At 29.6% G+C, this 24,433-nt stretch carries 21 protein-coding genes and 4 pseudogenes; 17 read left to right on the plus strand and 8 right to left on the minus strand.

Features of this window, described 5'->3' with window-relative positions; all coding sequences use genetic code 11:
- Positions 1–323 precede the first annotated feature (323 nt).
- The 6 genes from D2A34_RS09055 (at position 324) to D2A34_RS09080 (ending at position 8,037) form a co-directional block, all read left to right on the plus strand.
- Positions 324–1,283: a methyl-accepting chemotaxis protein gene (locus D2A34_RS09055; RefSeq protein WP_119366393.1), complete on the plus strand. Its 960-nt coding sequence runs from the start codon at positions 324–326 to the stop codon at positions 1,281–1,283.
- 148 nt (positions 1,284–1,431) lie between these two features.
- Positions 1,432–2,187: a DUF438 domain-containing protein gene (locus D2A34_RS09060; RefSeq protein ID WP_119366394.1), complete on the plus strand. Its 756-nt coding sequence runs from the start codon at positions 1,432–1,434 to the stop codon at positions 2,185–2,187.
- A gap of 57 nt (positions 2,188–2,244) precedes the next feature.
- Entirely contained in the window at positions 2,245–4,806 is a 2,562-nt protein-coding gene (locus tag D2A34_RS09065; RefSeq protein WP_119366395.1) for a RyR domain-containing protein, read from the plus strand.
- 268 nt (positions 4,807–5,074) lie between these two features.
- Positions 5,075–5,308: a DUF2249 domain-containing protein gene (locus D2A34_RS09070; RefSeq protein WP_119366396.1), complete on the plus strand. Its 234-nt coding sequence runs from the start codon at positions 5,075–5,077 to the stop codon at positions 5,306–5,308.
- Positions 5,309–5,437: 129 nt separating this feature from the next.
- Entirely contained in the window at positions 5,438–6,661 is a 1,224-nt protein-coding gene (locus tag D2A34_RS09075) for an NAD(P)/FAD-dependent oxidoreductase (RefSeq protein WP_119366397.1), read from the plus strand.
- Positions 6,662–6,846: 185 nt separating this feature from the next.
- A complete protein-coding gene (locus D2A34_RS09080; RefSeq protein WP_119366398.1) occupies positions 6,847–8,037 on the plus strand; it encodes an oxygen-binding di-iron domain-containing protein in 1,191 nt (396 codons plus the stop codon).
- A gap of 159 nt (positions 8,038–8,196) precedes the next feature.
- Here the strand turns inward: D2A34_RS09080 and D2A34_RS09085 are convergent, their stop codons facing one another.
- Entirely contained in the window at positions 8,197–9,429 is a 1,233-nt protein-coding gene (locus D2A34_RS09085) for an FprA family A-type flavoprotein (RefSeq protein WP_119366399.1), read from the minus strand.
- Between the two features lie 307 nt (positions 9,430–9,736).
- A pseudogene (locus D2A34_RS09090) lies at positions 9,737–10,189 on the minus strand (hydroxylamine reductase); the annotation flags it as partial.
- Between the two features lie 253 nt (positions 10,190–10,442).
- On the opposite strand from D2A34_RS09090, the gene D2A34_RS09095 reads away from it, so the two are divergent.
- The 3 genes and pseudogenes from D2A34_RS09095 to D2A34_RS09105 all read left to right on the plus strand — a co-directional run.
- Positions 10,443–11,354, plus strand: coding sequence for a polysaccharide deacetylase family protein (locus tag D2A34_RS09095; RefSeq protein ID WP_243128282.1), 912 nt, complete (start codon positions 10,443–10,445; stop codon positions 11,352–11,354).
- Positions 11,355–11,667: 313 nt separating this feature from the next.
- Positions 11,668–12,282, plus strand: a complete 615-nt coding sequence (locus tag D2A34_RS09100) for a sugar O-acetyltransferase (protein WP_119366400.1) — start codon at positions 11,668–11,670, stop codon at positions 12,280–12,282.
- Positions 12,283–12,435: 153 nt separating this feature from the next.
- A pseudogene (locus tag D2A34_RS09105) lies at positions 12,436–14,025 on the plus strand (methyl-accepting chemotaxis protein); the annotation flags it as partial.
- Between the two features lie 171 nt (positions 14,026–14,196).
- On the opposite strand, the gene D2A34_RS09110 reads toward D2A34_RS09105, so the two are convergent.
- The 3 genes from D2A34_RS09110 to D2A34_RS09115 all read right to left on the minus strand — a co-directional run bounded on the left by D2A34_RS09110 (position 14,197) and on the right by D2A34_RS09115 (position 15,057).
- On the minus strand, positions 14,197–14,532 hold the full coding sequence (locus D2A34_RS09110; protein WP_079437824.1) for a rubredoxin-like domain-containing protein: 336 nt from the start codon (positions 14,530–14,532) through the stop codon (positions 14,197–14,199).
- A 183-nt stretch (positions 14,533–14,715) separates the two neighbouring features.
- The gene (locus D2A34_RS26640; protein WP_182629331.1) at positions 14,716–14,853 is read right to left on the minus strand and encodes a hypothetical protein; all 138 of its coding nucleotides are present in this window, start codon (positions 14,851–14,853) and stop codon (positions 14,716–14,718) included.
- Between the two features lie 12 nt (positions 14,854–14,865).
- On the minus strand, positions 14,866–15,057 hold the full coding sequence (locus tag D2A34_RS09115; RefSeq protein WP_119366402.1) for a hypothetical protein: 192 nt from the start codon (positions 15,055–15,057) through the stop codon (positions 14,866–14,868).
- Positions 15,058–15,344: 287 nt separating this feature from the next.
- On the opposite strand from D2A34_RS09115, the gene D2A34_RS09120 reads away from it, so the two are divergent.
- Positions 15,345–15,584, plus strand: coding sequence for a hypothetical protein (locus tag D2A34_RS09120; RefSeq protein WP_119366403.1), 240 nt, complete (start codon positions 15,345–15,347; stop codon positions 15,582–15,584).
- Here D2A34_RS09120 and D2A34_RS09125 read toward each other — a convergent pair.
- A pseudogene (locus tag D2A34_RS09125) lies at positions 15,581–16,093 on the minus strand (sigma-70 RNA polymerase sigma factor region 4 domain-containing protein); the annotation flags it as partial. The gene D2A34_RS09120 and the pseudogene D2A34_RS09125 sit on opposite strands and share 4 nt — an antisense overlap.
- On the opposite strand from D2A34_RS09125, the pseudogene D2A34_RS09130 reads away from it, so the two are divergent.
- From D2A34_RS09130 to D2A34_RS09155, 6 genes and pseudogenes are all read left to right on the plus strand, one after another.
- Positions 16,089–16,649, plus strand: a pseudogene (locus D2A34_RS09130) (N-acetylmuramoyl-L-alanine amidase); the annotation flags it as partial. The pseudogenes D2A34_RS09125 and D2A34_RS09130 overlap by 5 nt on opposite strands.
- 277 nt (positions 16,650–16,926) lie before the next feature.
- Entirely contained in the window at positions 16,927–18,489 is a 1,563-nt protein-coding gene (locus D2A34_RS09135; protein WP_119366404.1) for a hypothetical protein, read from the plus strand.
- A gap of 296 nt (positions 18,490–18,785) precedes the next feature.
- Positions 18,786–19,307 carry a GNAT family N-acetyltransferase gene (locus D2A34_RS09140; protein WP_182629332.1) on the plus strand — a complete coding sequence of 174 codons (522 nt, stop codon included), beginning with the start codon at positions 18,786–18,788 and terminating at the stop codon, positions 19,305–19,307.
- A gap of 153 nt (positions 19,308–19,460) precedes the next feature.
- Positions 19,461–20,744: a 3-phosphoshikimate 1-carboxyvinyltransferase gene (gene aroA / locus D2A34_RS09145; protein WP_119366406.1), complete on the plus strand. Its 1,284-nt coding sequence runs from the start codon at positions 19,461–19,463 to the stop codon at positions 20,742–20,744.
- Between the two features lie 364 nt (positions 20,745–21,108).
- Positions 21,109–21,375 carry a hypothetical protein gene (locus D2A34_RS09150; RefSeq protein ID WP_079437831.1) on the plus strand — a complete coding sequence of 89 codons (267 nt, stop codon included), beginning with the start codon at positions 21,109–21,111 and terminating at the stop codon, positions 21,373–21,375.
- Between the two features lie 188 nt (positions 21,376–21,563).
- Positions 21,564–22,358, plus strand: a complete 795-nt coding sequence (locus D2A34_RS09155; RefSeq protein WP_119366407.1) for a ferritin-like domain-containing protein — start codon at positions 21,564–21,566, stop codon at positions 22,356–22,358.
- 246 nt (positions 22,359–22,604) lie between these two features.
- Here D2A34_RS09155 and D2A34_RS09160 read toward each other — a convergent pair whose 3' ends face one another.
- Positions 22,605–23,177 (minus strand): class I SAM-dependent methyltransferase, encoded by a 573-nt coding sequence (locus D2A34_RS09160; RefSeq protein WP_119366408.1) that lies wholly within the window; start codon positions 23,175–23,177, stop codon positions 22,605–22,607.
- Positions 23,178–23,467: 290 nt separating this feature from the next.
- On the opposite strand from D2A34_RS09160, the gene D2A34_RS09165 reads away from it, so the two are divergent.
- A complete protein-coding gene (locus tag D2A34_RS09165) occupies positions 23,468–23,674 on the plus strand; it encodes a YgaP family membrane protein (protein WP_119366409.1) in 207 nt (68 codons plus the stop codon).
- 72 nt (positions 23,675–23,746) lie between these two features.
- Here D2A34_RS09165 and D2A34_RS09170 read toward each other — a convergent pair whose 3' ends face one another.
- Entirely contained in the window at positions 23,747–24,277 is a 531-nt protein-coding gene (locus D2A34_RS09170) for a hypothetical protein (RefSeq protein ID WP_119366410.1), read from the minus strand.
- Between the last annotated feature and the right edge of the window lie 156 nt (positions 24,278–24,433).

Genomic DNA, 24,433 nt, shown 5'->3' on the forward strand with positions numbered 1-24,433 from the left:
ATTTAATACAAGTAATTCATTGTATAATTAACAGCAATGCCCGGTTTAACTTGATTTAAAGTTTAGATCTTTGGTTCTAACTTATGAATATATAGTATTTTACGCCCTATAGATTTACAATTACTGAAAATTTAGTGAAATATGATTTAAATCACATTCTTTTTGAATATTTTAGCTTAAAATTATATTAAGAGGTAGATTTAACTATCGTTACTAGAAGGTTCTATTTGGCTCAGGCAAGAATGAAAGAACAAGATATAAAAATAATTAAAGATACAAGTTAAGGAATATTTAATATATATAAAGACTTAGGAGGAAACTGAATGAACCTATTTAGAAATAAGAAAATTAAAGATTTAGAAAATAAGCACGCAATGGATGGTGGAGAAGAAATAATAAAGACAAAAGAATTACAAGATAATACTAATAATTTTATTCAGAAAATGAGTAAGTTATTAGCAGGTATTGTAAAACAACATCATAGAGTAGATGATCAACATGATGTTTTAGGAAAGCTTGCTGATGAAGTAAAGGTACATATGAATGAGATTTCTAACTTGACAGAAAATACTAATGACTTGACTGATAAATTATATTTTGAAGGGAATAATCTTATAGAAATTACAAAAGATACAGTTAATAAATCACATGAAGGCAAAAGTGCTATTGAGGAAATTGTCAAAGTGGTAAAATCTTTAGAAGATGAGAATAGGAATAATACTGAAAACATAAATGAATTGGCAAGACGGTTTAGCAAGGTTAATGAGGTTGTAAAGTTAATAACGAATATAGCAAATCAGACTAATTTACTGGCTTTAAATGCTGCAATAGAAGCAGCAAGGGCTGGAGAACAAGGGAAAGGGTTTGCGATAGTTGCGGGTGAAATAAGAAATCTAGCGGAAATGACTAAGCAAAGTACTAAAGATATTTCAATGTTAATAGGTAATATAGAAGATGAAACAAAAATTGTTATAGATAATTCGGATAAATCTAAAGAAGTTATTGCAAAAGGGGTTAATGCATCAGTAAATGCGGCAGAAAAGATAGAAGAAAGTTTATCTTCTATAGGGAAAGTTGAGCATGAAGTAAGGGAAGTAATTGAAATTTTAACAAATCAAAAACGATATATTGAAAATATGAGTAAAGAAATAATAAATGTAGATGAAATTTTAAAAGTGACATCAAAAACTATAACAAATCACATAGAACAAGCAAGTATTGTAGACAGACAATTAGAAGAAACGAAAATACAATTAGAATCGTATAGTAAAAGGGTAATATAAAATTGTTCAGGGAGAAGTAGTACACTGCAGTGGAACAGAAATCTCTAGTAAAATGTTTTTTGATTTTGATTTGAATCACATGTTTATTAATGAAATTCGAATAGAATTAGGACATAGAAATAATATAGTCAAGTAGGAGGAATTAGAAATGAACACTACAAAAATTAAAAATTTAACTGATGTTTTAGAAAAATTAAATAAGCATGGAGTAACAGATGATTTAAGAAAAGAAGCTTTAGAGATTGTTTCAGATATAAATCCGATTGAGTTGTCAATTGCAGAACAAAATTTAATAGAAAAAGGAATGAACCCACAAGATTTAAGGCATCTTTGTGATATTCACATGGAAGTCTTAAAGGATGAACTTGATAAGATTAAAACAAAAATTAAACCAGGGCATGTTGTTGATACATTTATTATTGAGCATGAGAAAATTCTTGGATTTTTAACAGAACTTGAGGAGATTAATTCAAGAATTCAAAAATCAGATAATTATGATAGCTGCGCAAAAGAATTTGAGGTATTGAAGACTGTTATTGATAACATTTTAGATGCAGAAAAGCATCATTTAAGAGAAGAACAAGTTTTGTTTTCAGAGATGGAAGAGAGAGAAATTACGGGTCCAACTAGAATAATGAGAATGGAACATGATGATTTAAGAGCGAAGAAGAAGTTCTTAAAAGAAATAGCTGAAAATGCTTCTAAATCTGAGTTTAAGGAAATAAAAGAAAAAGTTGATGATACAGCAAAATATATAATATTTAACTTAAGAGATCACATATTCAAGGAAAATTATATTTTATACCCTACAGCAATAGAAGCTATAAAAGATAATGAAATATGGGATGATATGAAAAGTAGATGTGATGAAATAGGATACTGTGGCTTTACTCCTAAAGAATAACTTATGGTACGTATTTTTAAAATAATCACATCAGAATAGTTTTATAAGGAGCTGAATATGAAACATAAAAAATATAAAATTGCAGTGTCAGGTGACATATGTATAAATGCACTGCAATGGGTAACATATCCTAAGATTAATAACGGCTTAAACTGGCAGACACATTTAAATGTGCATAATACTTTAAAACCAGGGGAAGCATTGCTTCTATCGAAACTTGTAGAACTCTCTACAGATGCATCTGTACTTGCTCCACAAATACGTGATATAGAAGGGGTTTGGCAAAGAGAATTTCTTAGTTCTACTGCAGAACTAGATGTTTTTTCTAAAATTGATGGTAAAAGTAATGGCACAAAAGTTTATAGAATAAAGCGTTTAATGGGATTTACCGCAGCCATGTCAGGTATGACAAGGCTTCTTCCTATTATGAACGACGATGTGAACGCAGATATGATTATATTAGATGACGAAAATAATGGCTTTAATTTTAGTAAGGATTTTTGGCCTTTGGCTTTAAAGTCAACTCAAACATCACCAATTGTATTATATAAAATGAATAATCCTATTGATACTAGTGAACTTTGGAAACATCTTCAAAAGTTTCATAATGAAAAGACAATAGTTATTATAAACGGTGACGATTTACGTTCAAAGGGTGTTAACATAAGTAAAAGTCTTTCATGGGAGAGGACAGCACAAGATTTTGTTTGGCAAATTAGTAATAATCCTAATCTTGCATTTCTTTCAAAATGCCGCCATCTTATAATACCATTTGGTCTTGAAGGTGCAATCTATTATAGAAATGATAATGTACCTGAAACTAGATTATTTTTTCTGCCTTATGGATTTGAGGGGAGTTTGGTTAAAGATTCACAAGGCAAAATGATTGGGCTCACTTCTTGTTTTGTGGCAGGACTTGCGAGCGCAATTGTTTCGGGAAGTCAAGATAATGAAGAGTTATATGAGTCCATAGGTAGTGGAGTACGTCAAGGAATTGTTTCAGCACAGAAATATTATGTTGAGGGTTTTGGAGTAAATATCGAAGAATACGTATATCCTAATTCTATAATATTTATGGAAAAAGAAGATGATTTTGTACAGAAGGAGCATGTACAAGACGTACTAGTGCCTATTTCACATAATTCTGATTGTCGTTCTTGTTGGTATATTTTAAAGGATAAAAGTTCTACCAATTTAGCTGAAATAGCTTATGATATAGTTAAAAATGGAGTGAAAAGTGCATTACAATCTATTCCAATAGCGCAATTTGGAAATTTGACAACAGTAGATAAAGCGGAGATAGAAAGTTATAGGAGTATTAAAAATCTTATGTTAGAATACATATCTACTAAAAATACCGTTAGACCTCTTTCAATTGCAGTATTTGGTACACCGGGATCGGGGAAATCTTTTGGTATAGTTGAAGTAGCTAACAGCATAGCTTCAAATGTAATTAAAAAGCTGGATTTTAATTTATCGCAATTTAGAACACCAGCAGACTTGGTTAATGCTTTTCATAAAGTAAGAGATATAGTGCTGGAAGGGAAAATTCCATTAGTGTTTTTTGATGAATTTGATTCTGCCCTTGAAGGAAAACTTGGATGGCTAAAATATTTTTTAGCACCTATGCAGGATGGTGTATTTAGAGAAGGAGATTCTATTCATCCTATAGGAAAGGCTATTTTTGTATTTGCTGGTGGAACAAGTAGTACATTTAGGGAATTTTGTGGAGAAGATTTCGAAGATAAAAATGAACAAAAAAAGTTTTTGCTAGAGTTTAAAGGAGCTAAAGGGCCTGACTTTATAAGTAGATTAAGAGGTTATGTAAACATCTTAGGACCTAATCAAACTGATGAAAAGTGGGATCATTTATTTATAATTAGAAGAGCGATGCTGTTACGTTCACTGTTAGAACGTAAGGTGTCACATCTTATAAATGAAGCTGGAGAAGCTCAAATTGATGATGGTGTACTTAGAGCATTACTTAAAATAAAGAGATATAAACATGAATCAAGATCTATGGAAGCAATACTTGAAATGAGCATGCTGACAAATGCAAAAAAGTGGGAACAATCACATTTACCATCTAAAGAACAATTAAGGCTTCATGTAGATGAAGAACAATTTCTGCGTCATTTAATGCATGATGCATTCTATAGTGAGAAAATCGAAAATCTTGCAATGTCTATTTATGAACGTAATAAAGATAAATACTTAGATGATATAATTCCATGGCTGGAACTAAATGAAGAGCTTAAAGATTCCATTAGGCATCAAGCGAAAAATATTCCTAATGATTTGCTTAAAATAAACTATGACATTGTATCTGTTAAAGAAAGTGAACCCTTTATAGAATTTACAGCTAAGGAATTAGAAATCTTAGCCAAAAATCAACATACAAGTTGGTATAAGTATAAGAAAAAATTGGGCTGGAAGTATGGGGATTTTATAGATAATAGAAAAAAAACGGACCCTTCCGTTGTGAAGTGGGATAACTTATCAGATGATAAGAAAAATAAGATATACGAAATGGTAAAAGCTTGGCCAGAAATACTAGCAAAAGAGAACTTTAAAATGGAGAGATTAAAATTTTTGTGTCACTGTGAAACTCAATCTTAGCATTAAAAAAGAGATATTTAATTTAGAAGGATAGAATTAAATATCTCTTTTATGTAATTTTTAGGCTAAAGATTATATTAAGAACTAAAATATCAATAAGTAGAATTTTCTTTGAACATTTTGAATGACTAGATAAATTAATGTATTTTTTAATATTTAAAATCTTATTTGATTCTAATCACATTTTATTTGATTCAGGAAAGCTATAATAGTTTCAAGAGTGAAATAAATCTTAATAACAAATAAACAAATTTAGGAGGAATTAATTATGTCAAATTATACTGCAACTGTGGATGCTAGAATATATGAACCTAAAGACAAACACCCTATGATTTTTAAAACTTTTGAAGGGTTAATGCATGATGAGAAGATGGAACTTATAAATGATCATGATCCTCGTCCCCTTCATTATCAGTTTATAATGGAACTTCCGGAGCAATTTGAGTGGGAATACCTTGAACAAGGGCCAGAGGTATGGAGAGTTGCTATCACAAAGAAATAGGCATTTCTATATATAATTATATAATCTTAAACTGATACGAAGTATAATATAATTAGCTGATAGGTATAATAAAAGGAACCTAATTAAGACATTCATATATCTTTTATGAATAAAAAAGAGGTGTTTTTATTGGAAGAAAAAATAGTCATTATTGGAAGTGGTATTGCAGCTATTTCAGCAGCCAAAGCAATACGTGAAATGAGACCAGACAGTGAGATTATCATATTTGGTGAGGAAAAATTTTATCCATACTATCGAATTAAGATCTCTAAAGGACTTTTTGGTAATTTGGAGGAAGAAAAACTTTTAATTCAAAAAAAACAATGGTATAAGGATAATAATATTCAGGTTCATTCTGATAATAAGGTTACAGCTATAGATACAAAAAATAAAGAAGTAACTCTTGAAGATGGAACCCGAGTAACTTATACTAAACTACTTTTAGCAAATGGAGCAAGCAATCTTACGCCTCCAATTAAAGGCATAGATAAGCCAGGAGTATTTAACTTAAGAACATTAGATGGAGCATTAAAAATTTTAGAGTATTTAAAAGATGTTAAGACAGTGTTACTTATTGGCGGTGGAGTTCAGAGCCTAGAAATTGCTAATGTACTATCTGAAGGTGGAAAAAAAGTGATCATTGCAGAATTTGCTTCACGTTTAATGCCTCGTCAGTTAGATGAATTTGCATCAGATAAGCTAAAACAATCAATTGAAGCTAAAAGTATTGAAGTAATGTTAGATACTCAAGTACAAGAAATATTTGGAGAAGAAAAGGTTGAAGGATTTATATCAAAGTCTGGAGTGCAAGGTGCTTGTGACATGGTTATATATTCTACTGGAATTATGCCTAATATTTCAATTGCCCAAAATACTGATTTAGAGGTGAATAAGGGGATAGTAGTAAATAACAAAATGGAGACTAATATGAAGGATATATTTGCCGCAGGAGATGTTTCAGAGTTTAACGGTAGAATTTATGGATTATGGGGCATGGCAATGCAGCAGGGAAAAATTGCAGGAGCTAATATATGTAGTAAGGGTTTGATTTTCGAACCGTTACCACCAGTAACTTCATTAAGTGCCTTTGGAATATCTGTGTTCTCAATGGGAGATATTGAAGGAGATCAAGATGTAGATTCATTGGTTGAAGTATTAGAGGATGAACATAAGTATTATAAAATATTTATACGTAACAATCATATTATTGGAACCATCGTATTAGGTGATAATAAGAAATTTATGGTGATTAAAAGTCTTATAGAAAGTAAAATAGAAGTTAACTTTAATAAATCAACTAAATATTCAATAGATGAATTTATTGAGATTCTTAATAACAAAAAAAGCGGCTAGAAATCTAGCTGCTTTTTTCATTTTTAATCATTCATCATTAATCAAACGTGTCGCAGACACCCTTATTCATGGTTTAGGTGTTAATTGTAATAAGTATAATCTAACAGAAAACTACATATATTAAGGTTTGAATTATACATTTTATAGAATCTATGGAGTGAAATTTAACCATTGGAGGAGATAACATGAAGAAACTTAGAGATGGAGTATATTGGGTTGGTGCAACGGACTGGATTGTAAGGCATATTCATGGAAATGAATTATCTACACATAGAGGAAGCACATATAACTCATATCTTATAAAAGATGAAAAAACAGTTCTTATAGACACTGTCTGGGAACCTTTAACGGATAGATTTCTTGAAAATTTAAGTGAGATAACTGATATATCAAAGATTGACTATGTGGTTATGAATCACGGGGAACCTGATCATTCAGGAGCATTGCCTGCATTAATGGAGTACATTCCTAATGCAACAGTTTTTGTTTCAAAAAAGGGTTTAGAATCAATACAAAAACAATATCACAAGGAATGGAATTTTAAGGTTGTTTCTACAGGAGATAAAATAAATATAGGTAAAAATGATCTTATATTTATAGAGGCTCCCATGCTTCACTGGCCTGATAGTATGTTTACATATCTTACTGGGGAGAATATATTGTTTTCTAATGATGCATTTGGACAACATTATGCATCTTCAAGCATTTTTAATGATGAAGTAGATGAAACAGAAGTTAATCAGGAAGCTCTTAAATATTACGCAAATATACTTACTCCTTTTAGCAGACTAGTTACAAAAAAAATAGATGAACTTAAAAAACTTGGAGTACCCGTAGACATGATAGCCCCAGCTCATGGCGTAATTTGGAGAAAAGATCCTATGACGATAGTAGAAAAATATTATGAATGGGCAGCCGGTAAATCAAATAAAAGTGCAGTAATTGCATATAACTCAATGTGGGGAGCTACCCATAAGATGGCTGAATTCATAGGTAAAGGTTTAGGCGAAGCAGGAATAGAATATAAAATATTCAATGTTGCTACTTCAGATAAAAGTGATGTATTGGCTGAAGTTTTTAAAGCAAAGGGAATAATACTTGGATCATCAACGGTCAATAATGGAATCTTAACTTCTTTACTACCTCTTATCGAAGATTTAATTGGACTAAAGTTTAATGAAAAAGTAGGCGCATCCTTTGGCAGCTATGGATGGAGCGGTGAATCAACAGATATTATTACTGATTATTTAACAAAGGCTAAAATTAAAATTATTGACAAAGGAATAAAGCTGAAATATATGCCAAATGACGAAGAGCTTGAAGAGTGTATAACATTTGGAAAGAATTTTGCTGAAAAAATGTTAGAAGAATATTAAAATTAGGCATAAAAAATAACAAGTCCATTTGTTAGGCTATTTTGGACTTGTTATTTATTTTCATGTGGCTAAACATCAGATGAGGTCCCCCTTGTGGGTATAAGTTCAACTAAGATTCAGATGGAAATCAAACTCCACCTGAATCAAGTTTCACTTGATTTAAATTGCACTAAGTAATAAATCGCTAGTATAAGTAACTAATCTATCAATGCTCTTTAGGCTATCTTCTTTTGAGGAAAATCTGATTCTTAGTGGTAATTCTATATCAGTCATACCAGTAGATTTAATTATGTCAGAAGTATTTAATGCTTTTAGATTACTTTCATTCAAGTAGTCTTGTATAACCTCTATAGCTTCACCACTCCAGCCATATGACCCAAATGCTGCACCTAGCTTGCTTTCTAAGTTTAGAGTTTTAAGATTTTTTAGTACCTCTTCCATATTTCCAATCATGTCACCATATCTAGTTGAACTTCCAAAGAAGATTGTATCAGCTTCGTTAATAGCACTTATTATTTCTTCCATTGGAACTTTATTTACATCAATGATTTCTGAAGTTATATTTTGTTTTTCAAATTTTTCCTTAAGAATAGTTGCGATTTTTTTTGTATTACCTGTCATAGTAGAATATAAAACTAATGCTTTCTTGCTTTGATCTGTACTCTTGCTCATATTATCATAAATATCTATAAAGCTTTGAACATCATCTCTAATAATAAATCCGTGAGAAGGAGCTATGATTTTTATGTCTAGATCTTTGATTTTTTCAATCATTTCTTGAACATATCTTCTATGAGGATGCATTATCAATTTATAATAAACAGTAAAATCTTCCTTAATATCTTCTTTAGCTAAGTCATTGAAGTATTCATAATTTGCAACATGAGTGCTGAAAATATCGCAAGGGAATAAAATTTTATCATCTTCACAGTAAGTTATCATAGTTTCTTCTGTATGAAGATATGGTGTTTGCATAAACTTAAGAATTTTACCTCCTATATCTAGAGTATCACCATCACTTACAACTAAAAATTCTCTACTATGAAGTCTATACATTTCTTTAAGTTCATTTACAGCAGGCTCTGTGCATACAATCACTGCATTTTTTGCTTTAGCAGCTAAGCTCCCAAGAGCGCCAGAGTGGTCAGGCTCTGTGTGATTAATTACAATATATTTGATTTTGTCTAGTTCAATTATATTACTTAAGTTCTGTACAAATTCTCTTCCAAAGCTTATATCAACAGTATCAATTACTGTAGGTTTTTCAGTATTTAATAAATAACTATTGTAAGTAGTTCCTTTAGTTAAAGTTAATCTATGGAAAGGCACATCTCTGTCATCAACCTTACCAACCCAATATATATTTTCATTTAACATAATATTTTTTTCCATAATATAAATCCTCCATGCTTTTATTTTATTCATGTATTCAAATTAATTTTGATTGTTGTCTTTCTTTAGCTTTATCTTATAACTATTTGGTTACTAAAAATATGATTCAAATCAAATATTTATATATTATATAAATTTGATTATTATTAAGTATTTTAGTTTTGGAAGATTAATTGCAAAATAAGAATGGCAAAAACCATACACAAGCAGGATATCTCTGTATGTGTATGGTTTTAATTTTTTAAAAAATCTTATTAATTGTTAATAAGCTAAATTGCTTATACTAAATGACTAATTATCCTAATATTTATTTTAAGTCTTCATCAGGAGTGCTGATCGGCTTAATATCAAAATTCTCAACTAGGAAATTTAATACATTAGGTGTTATGAATGCAGGTAAGCTTGGTCCAAGATACATTCCTTTTACTCCTAATGAAAGTAACGCTAGTAGATCACATACAGCCTTCTGTTCATACCAAGACAATATTATTGATAGAGGTAAATCATTAACTGTATAGCTAAAAGCATCAGCTAAAGCCAAAGCTATTCTAACTGCTGAGTAAGCATCATTACATTGTCCAACATCAAGTAATCTTGGAAGTCCTGCAACTTCACCAAATTGTAACTTGTTGAAACGATATTTTCCACATGCTAAAGTAAGAATAATACAATCATTAGGAATTTTTTCAGCAAACTCTGTGTAATAATTTCTTCCAGGTTTTGCTCCATCACATCCACCTATTAAGAAGAAGTGTTTAACAATATTGATTGTGACTATAAGATATATTGACAATATAGTATGATTTAGGCAATATTTGAGTTTTAAATACAGTGGAAGAAATAGACATAACTATAAATCCAAGACCAATTGATTCCATTTTACCAGGGATCATTAATTTATTTGCGGCTCAATGTGTTTTAAATTACCACAAATAAAAGAAGGTAAAAAAACAAACAATAAGACATGTAGATTAATTAATATAAAGAAGCAAGTTGCGTTTGGAGGTATTATTATGAGAAGTAAATTAAAATATATTTTGATCCTTGCTTCTACTATACTACTTATTGGTTGTACATTTGGCAAAAGTATGTCTTCACCTGAAAATCAATCCAATAATGAACAATCAGAAAGAAAATATGAAGAAGTAGACGAGAAAGAAATAAATCAAAAACCTAATAGTGAATTAAGCAAAAATTCTGATGAAAATAAGGAAAAGGCCACCCCCAATAGAAATGAAGAATCTAATGCGAAAACTACACCTAAATCAAGTAAAATAGTTGAAGAAGATAAGAATTTTGCAAGAAGTAAGAAAAAAATAATATATTTAACCTTTGATGATGGACCAAGTTCTAAAGTGACAAGTACGGTTCTAGATATATTAAAAGAGAATAGAGTGAAGGCAACATTTTTTTTGATTGGAAATCAGATTAAAGGTAGGGAAGTAGTGGTGAAGAGAATTTATAATGAAGGAAATAGTATAGGTCTTCACAGTTATACTCATAATTATGAGAAAATTTATAGCGATGAAAACAACTTTATTAAAGAAATGGTAGCTTGCAGGAATGAAATAAACAAAGTTGTTGGAATTTCGCCTAATATAATTAGGTTTCCAGGGGGTAGTCATAAACGCTTAAGTTATAGTTTTCTTAAAAAGCTGCATGAGAGGAATTTTAAGGTGTACGATTGGAATTTAGAAAACAGTGATGGCTTAAAACCTAAAACTTCACCAGATGAATTATACTTAAAAGCTATAAATGGAAGTGAAAAAAAGGATAACAGTATATTACTTTTGCATTGCACAGATAATCATCAAAATACATGTAAAGCTCTTCCTAGAATAATAAAATACTATAAATCAAAGGGCTATGAATTCAGAACAATAACTGAAGAAACAAAAGAACTATATTTTCCAATAAAGAAGTAAAACCATGAGTAAGAATTGGTAAAGATGACTCCTAATTAATATTCAATTATGGGATTTGCTTTGAGAATTATATTAGAGTTAAAGTATATAGAAAATATATTAATATAAAAATATCATGGAAGTAATTCAGCAATATAATAGAATTGGATTGTACTATTTATAAATTTAATTTACATGTTTTATGATATGATAAATTATGATGGAAAAACTGAATATAATGCACTATAGGTGGAACAGATTGTGAGGGAATGAAGGAAAAGTGCTTAAGAAATAGTTATAGAAATAAGATAGGAGAAGGGAAGAGGAGTAGAGAATGAATCAAAAAGAAAGAATGTTAGCAGGATTGCCATATAAAGCGTGGTTAGATGGACTTGGAGAAGACAGAATAAAAAATAAGTTAAAAATACATGAGTATAATTTACTTCCTCCAGATGAAGTAAATAAAATGGATGAATTGATTAAAGACATATTAGGGAAAACTGGTGATAAAGTTTTAATAGAGCAGCCTTTTCACTGTGATTATGGTAAAAATATTGAAATTGGGAATAATTTTTTTGCTAATTATAATTGCATAATATTAGATGTTGGAAAGGTGACCATAGGTGAAAATGTGCAGTTCGCACCGAATGTTTCTCTATATACAGCAGGACATCCAATACATCCTGATTCGAGAAATTCTGGATATGAATATGGAATTGGTATAACAATAGGAGATAATGTTTGGCTTGGTGGAAATGTCGTTGTAAATCCTGGAGTTCATATTGGAAATAATGTTGTTATTGGAGCAGGAAGTGTAGTTACTAAAGATATCCCAGATAATGTTATAGCGGTAGGAAATCCATGCAAGGTTATTCGTGAGATTACAGAAGAAGATCGCAAATATTATTATAAAAACAACGAGTTTGATGTTGATGATTATAACGATTAGTTACGTTTCATAAATCAGCAAGTATAATCTGTAAAGGATTTTAGAAATGAAATATCAAGTTTAATTATTATGAATAATTAAAAAATAAAAGAAGCAGCAATTAACAGAATGCTGTTTCTTTTATTATGACCAGGGTTATTCAATAATACCAAACTAATGTATGAATATAACTTTAGATCTATACAAAAACTGGATGAAATAAAACAGAATTATTTATCCATTCGTGGGAATTTAACTACATTAGCGTATAATGAGGACATGGACGTAAGTCAAAAAAATAATATAGCTAAAGAGGTACAAACTTTATTAAATAATAATGAAAAGCTTATGGAAACCTATAATAATGAATTACTTGCAGAGCATGAGAAAAATACATTTGTAAAAATAGAAAATTCAGCAAAAGAATATTCAGATATAGCAAAGAAGATATATACATTTGCTTTAGATGGAAATAATAAATCTTCAATAGGAGAAATTTCAAATGGAACTGCTGTAAGAGAAAATCTTTTCAAATCATTAGATGAAATAATTTCTATGAATATTAACGAGGCGAGCACAAATTCAGAAAATAATATAATGACTTACAATAGTTCAAAGATTACAGTTATTGCAATTACTATATTTATATTTATTGTTGCTATAATAATTGGAATGTTATTTTCTGTATCTATCTCAAAAGAATTAAGAAAAATAGTCAATTTTTCAAAAGCACTAGGTGAAGGGGATTTAACAAAGGAAATAGATATTAAAAACAATGATGAAATCGGAGAAGTTGCAAGTGCATTGAACAAATCCAAAGACAATATAAAGGTACTAATATCTCAAATGATAGGCAGTTCAGGTGATATTAGCGCTGCTAGTGAAGAATTATCAGCAACAGCTGAAGAAGTTTCTTCAAAAATGCAAATGGTTAATGATTCTACGGAACAAATAACTAAAGGAGCTCAAGATTTAAGTGCAACAACTGAAGAAGTAAGTGCATCAGCAGAAGAAATAGCAAATGCGACAAGCGAGTTAAATAATAAAGCAAATAAAAGCTTTGAATCTGCAAAAGAAATAAAGAAGAGAGCAGAAGAAATAAAAGGACAAGCAATACAAAATATTGAAAATGGAAATAAAATTTATGAAGAAAACAAAATAAATATTCTTAAAGCTATTGAAGAAGGTAAAATAGTTCAAGATGTTAAAGTAATGGCAGAATCAATAGGAGAAATAGCATCTCAAACTAATTTGCTTGCATTAAATGCTGCTATAGAAGCAGCAAGGGCAGGAGAGATGGGAAAAGGATTTGCTGTAGTTGCTGATGAAGTACGAAGCCTTGCAGAACAATCAGCAGAAGCTGTATCTAGCATTCAAGGAATGGTTCATAAGGTTCAAAATGCTTTTGATAATTTATCAAAAAGTGGACAAGAGGTTTTAGATTATCTTGAAAATGACGTTAAACCAAGTTATGAATTGCTTAAAAATACAGGAATCCAATATGAAAAGGATGCAGAATTGGTTAATGATATAGCAAGTGACATATCAAGTTCATCAGAACAAATGAAAGAAGTCATAAATCAAATAAATTTTGCTCTAGAAAGTTTATCTTCGACAGCAGTAGAATCAGCTACTAGCTCTGAAGATATATTAGTTAGTATTAATGAAGTGACATTAGCAATTGCAGAAGTAGCCAAATCATCTCAAAGTCAAGCAGAAACAGCTGAGACATTAGGTGAATTATCTCAAAAATTTAGTATTTAATATCTTGGCTGAAGGTGACTAAAATATAATTTTAATTTGATGTTAAAAAAGTTTGAGTGAATATTTTTAATAAATTTCATATTTAATAAAGCTGAGAATCCTTAAATTTAAAGATTCTCAGCTTTTTAATTAATATGTTCTAAATCAATAGGCTTTTATAATTATATAAGCTTACCATTTACCTTTATTCATATGAGCTGCTAATTCAGCTTTAGATATTTGTTTTATGGTCCAAGCATCATTCTTAGCTTTTTCAAAGGCAGATACGCAAGTAGGATCTAAATTAATATTTATTCCTTCTCTAGAAAGCTTGAAAATTTTATCAGCCAAATTAATGATCTCTAAGTGAATATCGTTAGTTCTATCAGATTGATAAATCTTATTAGCTTCTTCACTAGTTAATTCAACAAATTTTTCTTTAGTAACTCCACATTTTGGACATTTTTCTGGAGCTTCTACACCTTCACATATAAATCCACAAACAGTACATTTAAATAAATTTTTCATAATTCTGCCTCCCTTTAATTTATCAATAATTATATTTATGCAAACACCAGTAAATGTTTACAATGTATATAATTCGCCATTACTATTTAAAATCCTCCTTAAATTTTTATATTATAGCTTTTTTAACCTAAATAAGAATAAAAAACTTTATTGTTAGTATAAGGGAAAATTAAGATAATTTATTCAGTAGAAAAAACTTTTGTTTATCAATATTACTTTTGCTATTGGAGTTTTTCTGTTATGTTCTAATATATTTCTGTCTGCTGAAATTATAGTGATTTGTCCATCCTCGTTATTTACAGAAGAAGTATAAAAATCCATGTTCTTAGTGACTTATGGTGAAATAGCAATGGCATTATTTTTATCACTTGATATAGAAACTTTTTCACTTGAATCATCATCAAATGAAAATGATGAAATACAATCGCCAACTTCAATTGGTTCAGAAGTACATCCGCATATATCAAGGTCCTTTTCAGGAGCAAAATCATTTTTTTGTACTTTAGATGTTTTTTTCTTGGCCATAATATATCTCCTTTTATTGGTACTCTAATAAAGTTATATGATTAAAAGGTATATATTCTAATATTGTGGACCATAAATATTCTGCAGAATACTAGAATAAATATTCTACACCATAGATATTCTAAAGAATATATATTCTTCAGAATATGCTTGAAAAATGAGGCCTTGCGGTATATTAATATGAAAAAAGCTATTTAATTTAATGTGATTTTTTATAATGAAATATATATCCATAGTAGAAGCTAATAATATTTTAAGCTGCTAATAAAATTATGGAGTGTGTTGGTATGGTTAGAAATGAAATTAAAATGAAGTCACAGGAAGAAGAAAGATTTGATAAAAAGCAAATTGCTTTAGCTACTAGAAATTCAACAATTGAGGATGAACTTAGTTGTTCTTTACTTGATGAAGGGATTATAAAATGTGAGGCATGTGGACTTAAAGATATTTGTAATGAGGCTAATGAATTAGTTGATAAATATGTAGAAAGGATAACTAGAGTTGTGGGTAATTTCACATTTGATTAGATAAAAATAGATTTGAATGCTGGAACATAAGTGAAATCAAAAAATCCAAGGTTGGCCTCGGATTTTTGTGTATTAGGGTATTTATAATATAGAGAAATAAATTTAAAAATCTTCTTTAAAGTAACTTTCTTTTTTAGACAAGCAGTAGAGTAGCATAAATTTTTATAGTAAGCATAACTTTGAACGGTATTATTTTTAAAGAATATGAAATCAATGAGTTCCTTTTATTCTTCATTTAAATTTTTAAGAGCAAGTATCAAATCTTCATAATCGCATTTATCACAGAATAAATTTTCTAGGCTAATATCTTGAGATGTGAGATCTATTTCAACATCGTTATGCAGGCTTAGTGCATCATTTCCATCAGTAGAGCTTCTAGTTTTCATTCTTTTAATTAAATCATTCATATTATTTTTAATAGCATTTGTAGCATAAGCAACAAATCTATGTTTTTCTAAATTATATAAGGAAACACATTTAAAAAGGGATTTGTAACATTCATTTATAATAGCTGTAGGGCATACAGCAAGTGGGAACATTGGATGTGGAGTTATTGGTAAGCTTGATAAAAGTAATATTTATAACTGTGAAGATTGCTATGAAAGAACAAATCAAGAAAATTATATAGCAGAATCTTTAAGTATTGAGTTATATGTAGAAATTCATATTAATGCAGGGGGAGGAACAGGGCCCGAAGTATGCGTTACTGGAAAGTCAGAAGTAGATAATCAGTATGCAGCAAAGATAACTAATGCACTAGCTAGTTCCTTAAATTTACCTAATAGAGGAGTCAAAACAAGAAATCTTATTGTTTTGAATAAAACTGTTATGCCAGCGATCTTAGTTGAATGTTTATTTGCTGATAGTTCTGATTTAGAGGGTTATAATCCAGAAGTTATTGCTAGAGCTATTATTAATGGCTTAGTTGGAGCAGATAATATGAATAATGGAGAATGGAAAATTGGTTGGAATAGGAACGAGGTTGGATGGTGGTACTGAATAGATGTAATAAATAAATATTATTATACATCTCAAAATAGTTGGAAAGAAATTGATGGAGAGTGGTTAAATATTTAATTCGAATAATGCGGTGTGAAAATAATGAAAAATTATTAAGGGAAATATAGGTAAAATAATAAAACTTTGTAGTATAATATTGATATGATATTTATGGGAAAAATAGTGTATCATTGTTATTTTGTAAAAAGTAGATAAAACTAATTTGGGGATACCTGTAATGTCGATAATGGGAAGTTGAAAAAGTGAATATGAATAGCTGTTTTAAGAGTTTTGAAAATACTGTAGTTAGTCGCAATAATGACGAATTAAGGGAGATTTAATAATGTTTATTTGGAATGAAAAACTTAAAGAAACTAATACAATAGTTTATAAAAAACACAAATATAAAATGACTTCTATTAAAATGTGGGGAAATTATCGAATTGATATATTTGAAGATGATATAGCAGTTGTTTTTGAGAATAGTGCAAATGAATCTTTTCTAAAGTATGTAAATAAAGGAGATTCAATAGATAAACAAATAGTTGATTGGGCTAGTTCAAAAATACAGAAATGCTATGGTATTTGTGATTGTTGTAAGGACGAAAAACTAATATTTGAACTATCTAACTATGATAAAGAAAGAAAAGAATTTAAACAGTTAAATAGAATGTGTAAAAAGTGTCGAGATAATATATATTCTCAAATATTTGCGGATATAGATAATGAAAGAGCAAAGGAAGATAGAAAATTTGAAGAGTGTCTTAGAGCAAAACCACCAGTTATTATTGGGGGATTTATAACCAGAATTGAAGCTTACAATTATTTGAGAAAACTACCTGAAGAATCCATAGAAATAATTGACGAGGAATTTATCTATGCAAAGGCAATATTAAAGGCTAATGATAACACTTATTACCCTGTATTTTGTGTTATTGATAAATCATCAGGTGGAGAACTCTGGGAGACTGAATTTGTTACTGAGAATTTAGACAAGTACATACCTCAACAGTTTATATTTCCATATATTAATAAGGATAAGGTCGATATATTCCCATATACATATGAAACTTTAGCTGTAATTGAGGAAGATTTCCATCAGGATTCATGGTTTGGAGAAATAACTAGGAAAAAAATTAAACACCATCTATCTAATCTAATTCGAATTAAACGCTCTGGTAATATTCAAGATGCTATCGATATAGAAGATAATGATAACATTTCTGTTAGAACATATTTTTCAATTCAGCATTTAATATCTACTGCGTTATACAGAAAAGAAATAAGAGAATTAGAAAATAATTTAAATAAGAAATATAATGAGTATGAATTTTTAAAGCATCGCTCTCTTTGTACAAGTGCAATTTTTAGTGCAGTTTCCTTTTTAGAGGCATTAATAAATGAATTTTTTTCAGATTCATATGATAATCCAGAAGGAATTGTAAGAGACTTGCCAAGTGAATATATTGATTCATTAGGGCAAATGTGGGAATTAGGAATACCGAGAACTGCCAGTTATAACATAGTTGAAAAATATCAAATTGCATTAACTCTCTGTAAAAGAGACAAAATTAATTTTGGTTGTTCGCCTGGACAAGATATCTCAGTATTGATTAAGCTTCGAAATGCATTGATTCATTTTGAACCTGAATGGGTAGTAACAAGAGATATTATAAATAATACAAAAGATCGGCAGAAATTAGAAAAACTATTAATGTATAAATTTCAAATAAATAAATTTACTGGAGATAACAATCCCTTTTTCCCGGATAAATGCTTATCGTATGGTTGTGTAGATTGGGCATTAACAAATGTAATTGCATTTACAGATATATTTTTTATTTCACTTGGAATTGTTCCGCCATATGAAAAGATAAGATTTAAAATAAAAAATTTATTTGAGTAATATTAAAAAATAAAAACTTCTCCTAACAAGAAAACTCCGTACGGCTTGGAGTGAAGAAACAGCCAAGCTATACCTGAGAAGCTAAGCGAAGTCTCGCTAAGCTTCTCAGGATTGGAAATTAGAAACGTTATAATTTTAATAATTGTAATCCCGTCCCCATTAGGCTAATAATACTAAGCCGAGTTTCGGATGGTAAATAAAAATTGTTCTTTGAGCATTGATTTGTATAACATTTTGAAAATGTGTTATAGGATTAATTGAAAGATAAATAGTAATTTATAAAGGAGAATCAGCTAGTGAATATAAATACTAAAAGGTTATTATTAGTCCCGTTAGGACCACAGTATCTTATATCTACACATGAATATGCGAGTGATTTTGATAACACAAGATATATGAAATGCCTACCAAGTACTACCGTAAGCGAGACGAAAGATTTCTTAGAAAGGGTACAGGAAGAATGGCAAAAGGCTAGCCCTCAGTTTTATGAATATGCTATTCTGCTTGATGGGGAACACATCGGTGCTGTCAGCATTTATATTAATAAAGATAATGGGGAAGGGAACATTGGCTGGATAATAAATAAAAAATACTGGAGAAATGGATATGCAGAAGAAGCTGCAAAAGGAATCTTGAATTTTGCAATACAAGAACTCGGAGTCAGAAAGTTTGTTGCACACTGTGATAGTGAAAATATCGGTTCATATAGAGTTATGGAGAGATTAGGAATGTCATTAGTTAGTAAAATGCAAGGGCGTAGGAACAAATCTTCTAAAGAGGATAGAGAAGAATTAACGTATTCACTTGAAATTGAATAAAGCTATATTCCAATTTCGTAGAGTTATCGAATTCTATTGACGCAGTGAACGAGCATTAATAGAATTCAAATTCTATTATTCATAAACTTATTATGAGCGATATTAGTTACTATATATTTCATAATAAATTGCTACATAATTAGGAGGTATTCAATGTCTAATAAGATATATAAAGTTAATACTGGTGAAAATTTCATTGCAGAAGTAGATATACCTGGATCAAAATCAGTGGCTAATAGAGCACTAGTCATATCTGCATTTGCAGAAGGTACTACTATACTAAAAAATATGCTTTTTTCTGATGATACTAAATATATGATGGAAGCTATAAGAAAATTGGGGAACAACGTAACTATTGATGAAAATACCAGAACAGTAGTAATTCAAAGTAATAAGAATAGAATATTTTCAGACACAGAACTTTTTGTAGGAAATGCAGGAACTGCCATGAGATTCTTACCTACTTATATTTCAACTGGCGAGGGTAAAGTGAGCTTGACAGGAATTCAACGAATGAAACAGAGACCTATTAAAGATTTAGTGGATGGACTCCTTGAATTAGGAGTAGATGTTACTTATAAAGAAAAAGAAGGTTATCCACCTTTTGAAATAAATGCAAAAGGTCTTTCTGGTGGTGAACTTTACATAAAAGGTGATAAAAGTTCACAATATCTCACATCAATTTTACTTTCTGCACCTTATGCTAAAGAGGATGTTACGATTAAAATTCAAGGGAAACTTGTGTCTATACCTTATGTTGATATAACTTTAAAAATGATGAAAGATTTTGGGGTTGAAGTTCAAAATAGAAACTACAAGGAATTTTTTATTAAAGCTGGACAAAAGTATAAAGGGCGAGAATATATTGTTGAAGGTGACTGCTCATCTGCTTCATATTTTTTTGCTATAGCAGCTGCTACAAGCAGTCAAATAAAAGTTAATAATGTATCAAAAAATGCTATGCAGGGGGATATAAAATTACTAGATATTCTTCATGAAATGGGCGCTGAAGTAACTTATGGAGAGAATTTTGTTGTTGTTAAAGGAACAGGTAAACTTAAAGGAATCTCAGTAGATATGCATCATATGTCTGATGTAGCACAAACTTTAGCTATTACAGCCTTATTTGCAGAAGGAAAAACAGAAATCAAAAATGTTTATAATATGCGTTTGAAAGAAACAGATAGATTAAAAGCTTTAAATATTGAACTTACAAAACTCGGTGCAAAGGTGATTGAACTAGAGGATGGAATAATTATTGAACCAAGCTATAATTACAAAGAAAATGTTACAATAGATACTTATGATGATCATAGAATGGCAATGAGTTTCTCTATTGCTGGACTTAAAATCCCTGGCACTATTATTGCCGATCCTGACTGTGTTTCAAAAACCTTTCCTAATTACTTTGATGAATTTGAGAAACTTTATAAATAAGTTTAACTATAATTGGTAATAGGGGAAATCTTAGTGAAAATTAGATTTATGCATTCTGGTCTGACTGGGAACTTAATAAATGATAGGTACTATATCATTAGTGCTTTTTCTCTTTGCCATTAAGTTTATTATGAATACCAAGAAATTTAATCTTCTTGTCATTATCCTGGAGATTTGATGATATATATAGTGATGGAATGAAGTGGTATGTGATGAAATTTAGATAAGACAATGAAGTTTATAAAAATCTTGGAATAAGATTGGTAAATTAAAAGAAAATAGATTGAAATAGTTAGTTCGCTTAGAACTTTTATTATAAGTAATGTATATAAATAAATTATAAACAATTATTTAGGTAATATTTATGGATATTTTTGATTTATCGCCAGAGGAGCTCACTGCATTAACAGCGGTTCTATCTATAGGAATTGCAAAACAATATCCTGAAGGTGACCGGTTAGGAGTATTGGCACTCTTTTTCACTAGTATAGGTGATATTCTGGCATTAATTCAGCTACAGAGATTAAGTATAGCTTCGAGAGCTGATACGGCACAAAATGAGCAAAGTGCACAAAATGAGAACAATACTCAAAACACTCAAAATTCTAATTCAAATGAAACAAAGGCTTAACGTTAAAATATTGTATATCATTAAATCTTACAAAATGGATTATGAGAACTCATTTCAAAATATAGTATCGTAGAATATTGAAATGAATATATTATTTAATTTCTATGTAAATGTAATAATACACAAATTAATGTAGAATTAATACAATATAAGTGAGTTAACTATTTTAGGAGAATTAATAACATTTTATGGAATATACAAATAATCAAACTACTAATGATGAGCAGTTACAGATTGTACTTCAAGGCATAAGAAAAGCAGTTCAAGGAGAAAGAGAAGACGAATTGTTTTATGATTATCTAATTAGTCAGGCACCAACAGATGAAGAAAGGGAAATAATAGCATCTATTAGAGATGACGAACGCAGACATAACAGAATATTTAGAATAATATATCAAGACTTTACAGGTATGGAAGTCCCAGTAGGAGAAGAAGAAACTTTTGAAACTCCTGAATCATATTTAGATGGTATTAAGAAAGCTTTATTTGGAGAATTAGGAGCTGTGGAAAGGTATAAAGCTATTAGGAGAAGACTTCCTATGGGAGCATACAAAGATGTATTATTTGATATAATTACAGATGAATTAAAACATGCATCTAAATATAACTATTTATTTACATTAAATAGTACAAGTAATAATTCTAATATGAATGAAAATTTAATGAAACAGAAGATAAATACGATAACAGATACAACTAATAATGAAGGTAGTAGTGTAACTAATGCAGCAAGTACAACAAATACTGCTAATTTTACTCCTGATGATTGGGTAAGGTATATTACACCATTAGTTAATCGTGCTTTAGCAGAGTCAAAAGAAGGTATTAACCAAGAACATTTATACCAAGAATTTATATTGTCAGGTGTACTCGTTGGCTTAGGGAATAAGCCTCAAGAAGCTATTGAACAAGTAGAAGATTGGGAAAAGACAGGAACCTCTCAATTACTAAAAATGAGTAAGATGAGTAGATATTTTTGTTAATGAATTTTAAATTGATTGCCAGTAGCAAAGAAATATACTCTCACATATGTTTGTAAATTTAGATACAAAAGACTTCGTGTAAATTGCGCAAAGTCTTTTGTTTATTATTAGTGAGAAAGTATAACAATAATGAGAATTTAAACCTTGATCTATGCTTTTCCTATATCAGCAAGGTTTGTATAAAATAATGCAAGAATTATGCAAATAGCAGATATATTGCAAAAAGCAGGTTTATGGATAATTGACTTATTTTTGAGCTATGATACCATAAAAATTCACACCAATATTTATAGTAGATATATTAGTAAATCCAAGTTTATCTAGTACCTCTATTAAATCCTTTTTATCTAATCTATGATCAATAGGAGGTCCAAAATCGCTATTAATTTTTTCCCATTCGACAATAGCAATTTTCCCTTCAGGAGATATAATTCTTTTTATCTCACTTATAAAGTTTTCTTTTTCATTAGCTTCATGTAATACAAGGCTTATAAAAGCAAATGTCACTTTATTATCTTCTAATTTTAAATCATTTTCTTCTGTCAAAATCGTTTCTACATTTGATATATTATTATCGCTAATTTTAACTTCAACATCTTTAAGCATTTCAGGCGATATATCCATTGCAAATATCTTACCGTTTTCTCCAACAATTTTGGATGCTGGAATAGTAAAATATCCAATACCGCAGCCTATATCAGCCATTATATCTACTTCCTGCAAATGAAGACTTATAAGGGTTTGTTCTGGTGGTAAAAGCTCTCTTCGCTTTTCATTGTCAAGTTTATGTTTATTCTTTGCATCAAACTTATGTGCCATTTTTTAAAATGCACCTCCTAAAATTTATTTTAATCGTATATATATTGCAGAAATAATTATTCAAAACTTAATGATTTTAAACGGAAATCTCAATTAAATGATCATTGAGTGTTGAACATAGCAACATATATATTATACAACTTAAGTAATATAAATTCTTAAGTATAATCATAATTTATATTAATACATAATAAGAGAAATTGGATGTGATTTTATCACAGAAAAGTGAATTAGATTTTGCTAAGTTAGAATTAAAAAGTAAAGTGATTTTAAGTAGAGGAGTGTTTTAAATGAAGAATGTTGGACACATAAATAGAATAATGAAATTTACTCCAGGATTAATGCTATTGAGTATTTTGTTTTGGGGAGAAGGGAATTTAAAGTATTTAGGGCTAATAGGTATAATTCCTATATTATCAGGTGTATTTGATGTTTGTCCTTTTTGCCTAATTTCAGGTAAAAAATCATGTAAGATAAAAAGTAACGGCTTCTATTGAGCCTTAATGTATTTTACATAAAAAAGAATGAAACATTAAGTCTCATTCTTTGGTTGTATTATTAGATTATATTTATTTTACAGTATTATCAATGTAACAATTACCTGTACCTCTAAATCCACCACCTGACATATGTCCAGTTCCTTGTGCATTTTTGAGTCCAGCTCCATTTTTGCCTGTTTTTTGACCTGGGGTTCCAGTGCAATTATCAAGATTATTTTTTAAAGTTTCTTTTAGTAAAACACCTTCTTCATTTGTTATAGTGCCATCTGCAACGGCTTTATCAACTGCTTTATTTCTTTCTTCAAGTAGAGCTGATTTAAATTGATCTTCTGTCATTCCTTTTTCTTCTGCTAAAGTATACATTGTTTTTCCAGAATTAAGCCCCGCTGTTATTTCTGCATCTGTCATACCAAGGTTATTTTTTAATATTGATTCTATATAATCATAACCTCTCATTCCTGTAATTCTTCCAAGTCCAGCTCTTTGGTGAGTAGCAGTTGATGATGATGTTGTTATTTCTGTACTGGCTGCATAGGCAGTTGCACCTAACCCCATTGTAATAGCTAAAGTTAATCCTAATATTAATTTCTTTGATTTCATTATATAGTCCTCCTTAAATTTTAAGTTAGTGCGAAAGTTTGTTAAACTGTTTTTTAGTTTGATATTGTCTACACCCTAATAATAAATCATTTCTAATATGTAAAAGTGTCCTAATTGTGAAATAAAAGTACACAATTAGGACACAATTTTAATTAC

This window comes from Clostridium chromiireducens (genome assembly GCF_003575225.1).
Classification (GTDB): Bacteria; Bacillota; Clostridia; order Clostridiales; family Clostridiaceae; genus Clostridium; species Clostridium chromiireducens.

Excerpts from the sequence above, each read along its gene's own strand:
- D2A34_RS09150 (WP_079437831.1), top strand. The coding sequence starts at position 21,109 with ATGGATATTTTTGATTTATCGCCAGAGGAGCTCACTGCATTAACAGCG.
- D2A34_RS09160 (WP_119366408.1), bottom strand. The coding sequence starts at position 23,177 with ATGGCACATAAGTTTGATGCAAAGAATAAACATAAACTTGACAATGAA.
- D2A34_RS09060 (WP_119366394.1), top strand. The coding sequence starts at position 1,432 with ATGAACACTACAAAAATTAAAAATTTAACTGATGTTTTAGAAAAATTA.
- D2A34_RS09135 (WP_119366404.1), top strand. The coding sequence starts at position 16,927 with ATGTTTATTTGGAATGAAAAACTTAAAGAAACTAATACAATAGTTTAT.
- D2A34_RS09065 (WP_119366395.1), top strand. The coding sequence starts at position 2,245 with ATGAAACATAAAAAATATAAAATTGCAGTGTCAGGTGACATATGTATA.
- D2A34_RS09110 (WP_079437824.1), bottom strand. The coding sequence starts at position 14,532 with ATGAAAAATTTATTTAAATGTACTGTTTGTGGATTTATATGTGAAGGT.
- D2A34_RS09170 (WP_119366410.1), bottom strand. The coding sequence starts at position 24,277 with ATGAAATCAAAGAAATTAATATTAGGATTAACTTTAGCTATTACAATG.
- D2A34_RS26640 (WP_182629331.1), bottom strand. The coding sequence starts at position 14,853 with ATGGATTTTTATACTTCTTCTGTAAATAACGAGGATGGACAAATCACT.
- D2A34_RS09080 (WP_119366398.1), top strand. The coding sequence starts at position 6,847 with ATGAAGAAACTTAGAGATGGAGTATATTGGGTTGGTGCAACGGACTGG.
- D2A34_RS09100 (WP_119366400.1), top strand. The coding sequence starts at position 11,668 with ATGAATCAAAAAGAAAGAATGTTAGCAGGATTGCCATATAAAGCGTGG.
- D2A34_RS09155 (WP_119366407.1), top strand. The coding sequence starts at position 21,564 with ATGGAATATACAAATAATCAAACTACTAATGATGAGCAGTTACAGATT.
- D2A34_RS09055 (WP_119366393.1), top strand. The coding sequence starts at position 324 with ATGAACCTATTTAGAAATAAGAAAATTAAAGATTTAGAAAATAAGCAC.
- D2A34_RS09115 (WP_119366402.1), bottom strand. The coding sequence starts at position 15,057 with ATGGCCAAGAAAAAAACATCTAAAGTACAAAAAAATGATTTTGCTCCT.
- D2A34_RS09085 (WP_119366399.1), bottom strand. The coding sequence starts at position 9,429 with ATGGAAAAAAATATTATGTTAAATGAAAATATATATTGGGTTGGTAAG.
- aroA (WP_119366406.1), top strand. The coding sequence starts at position 19,461 with ATGTCTAATAAGATATATAAAGTTAATACTGGTGAAAATTTCATTGCA.
- D2A34_RS09165 (WP_119366409.1), top strand. The coding sequence starts at position 23,468 with ATGAAGAATGTTGGACACATAAATAGAATAATGAAATTTACTCCAGGA.
- D2A34_RS09095 (WP_243128282.1), top strand. The coding sequence starts at position 10,443 with ATGAGAAGTAAATTAAAATATATTTTGATCCTTGCTTCTACTATACTA.
- D2A34_RS09070 (WP_119366396.1), top strand. The coding sequence starts at position 5,075 with ATGTCAAATTATACTGCAACTGTGGATGCTAGAATATATGAACCTAAA.
- D2A34_RS09120 (WP_119366403.1), top strand. The coding sequence starts at position 15,345 with ATGGTTAGAAATGAAATTAAAATGAAGTCACAGGAAGAAGAAAGATTT.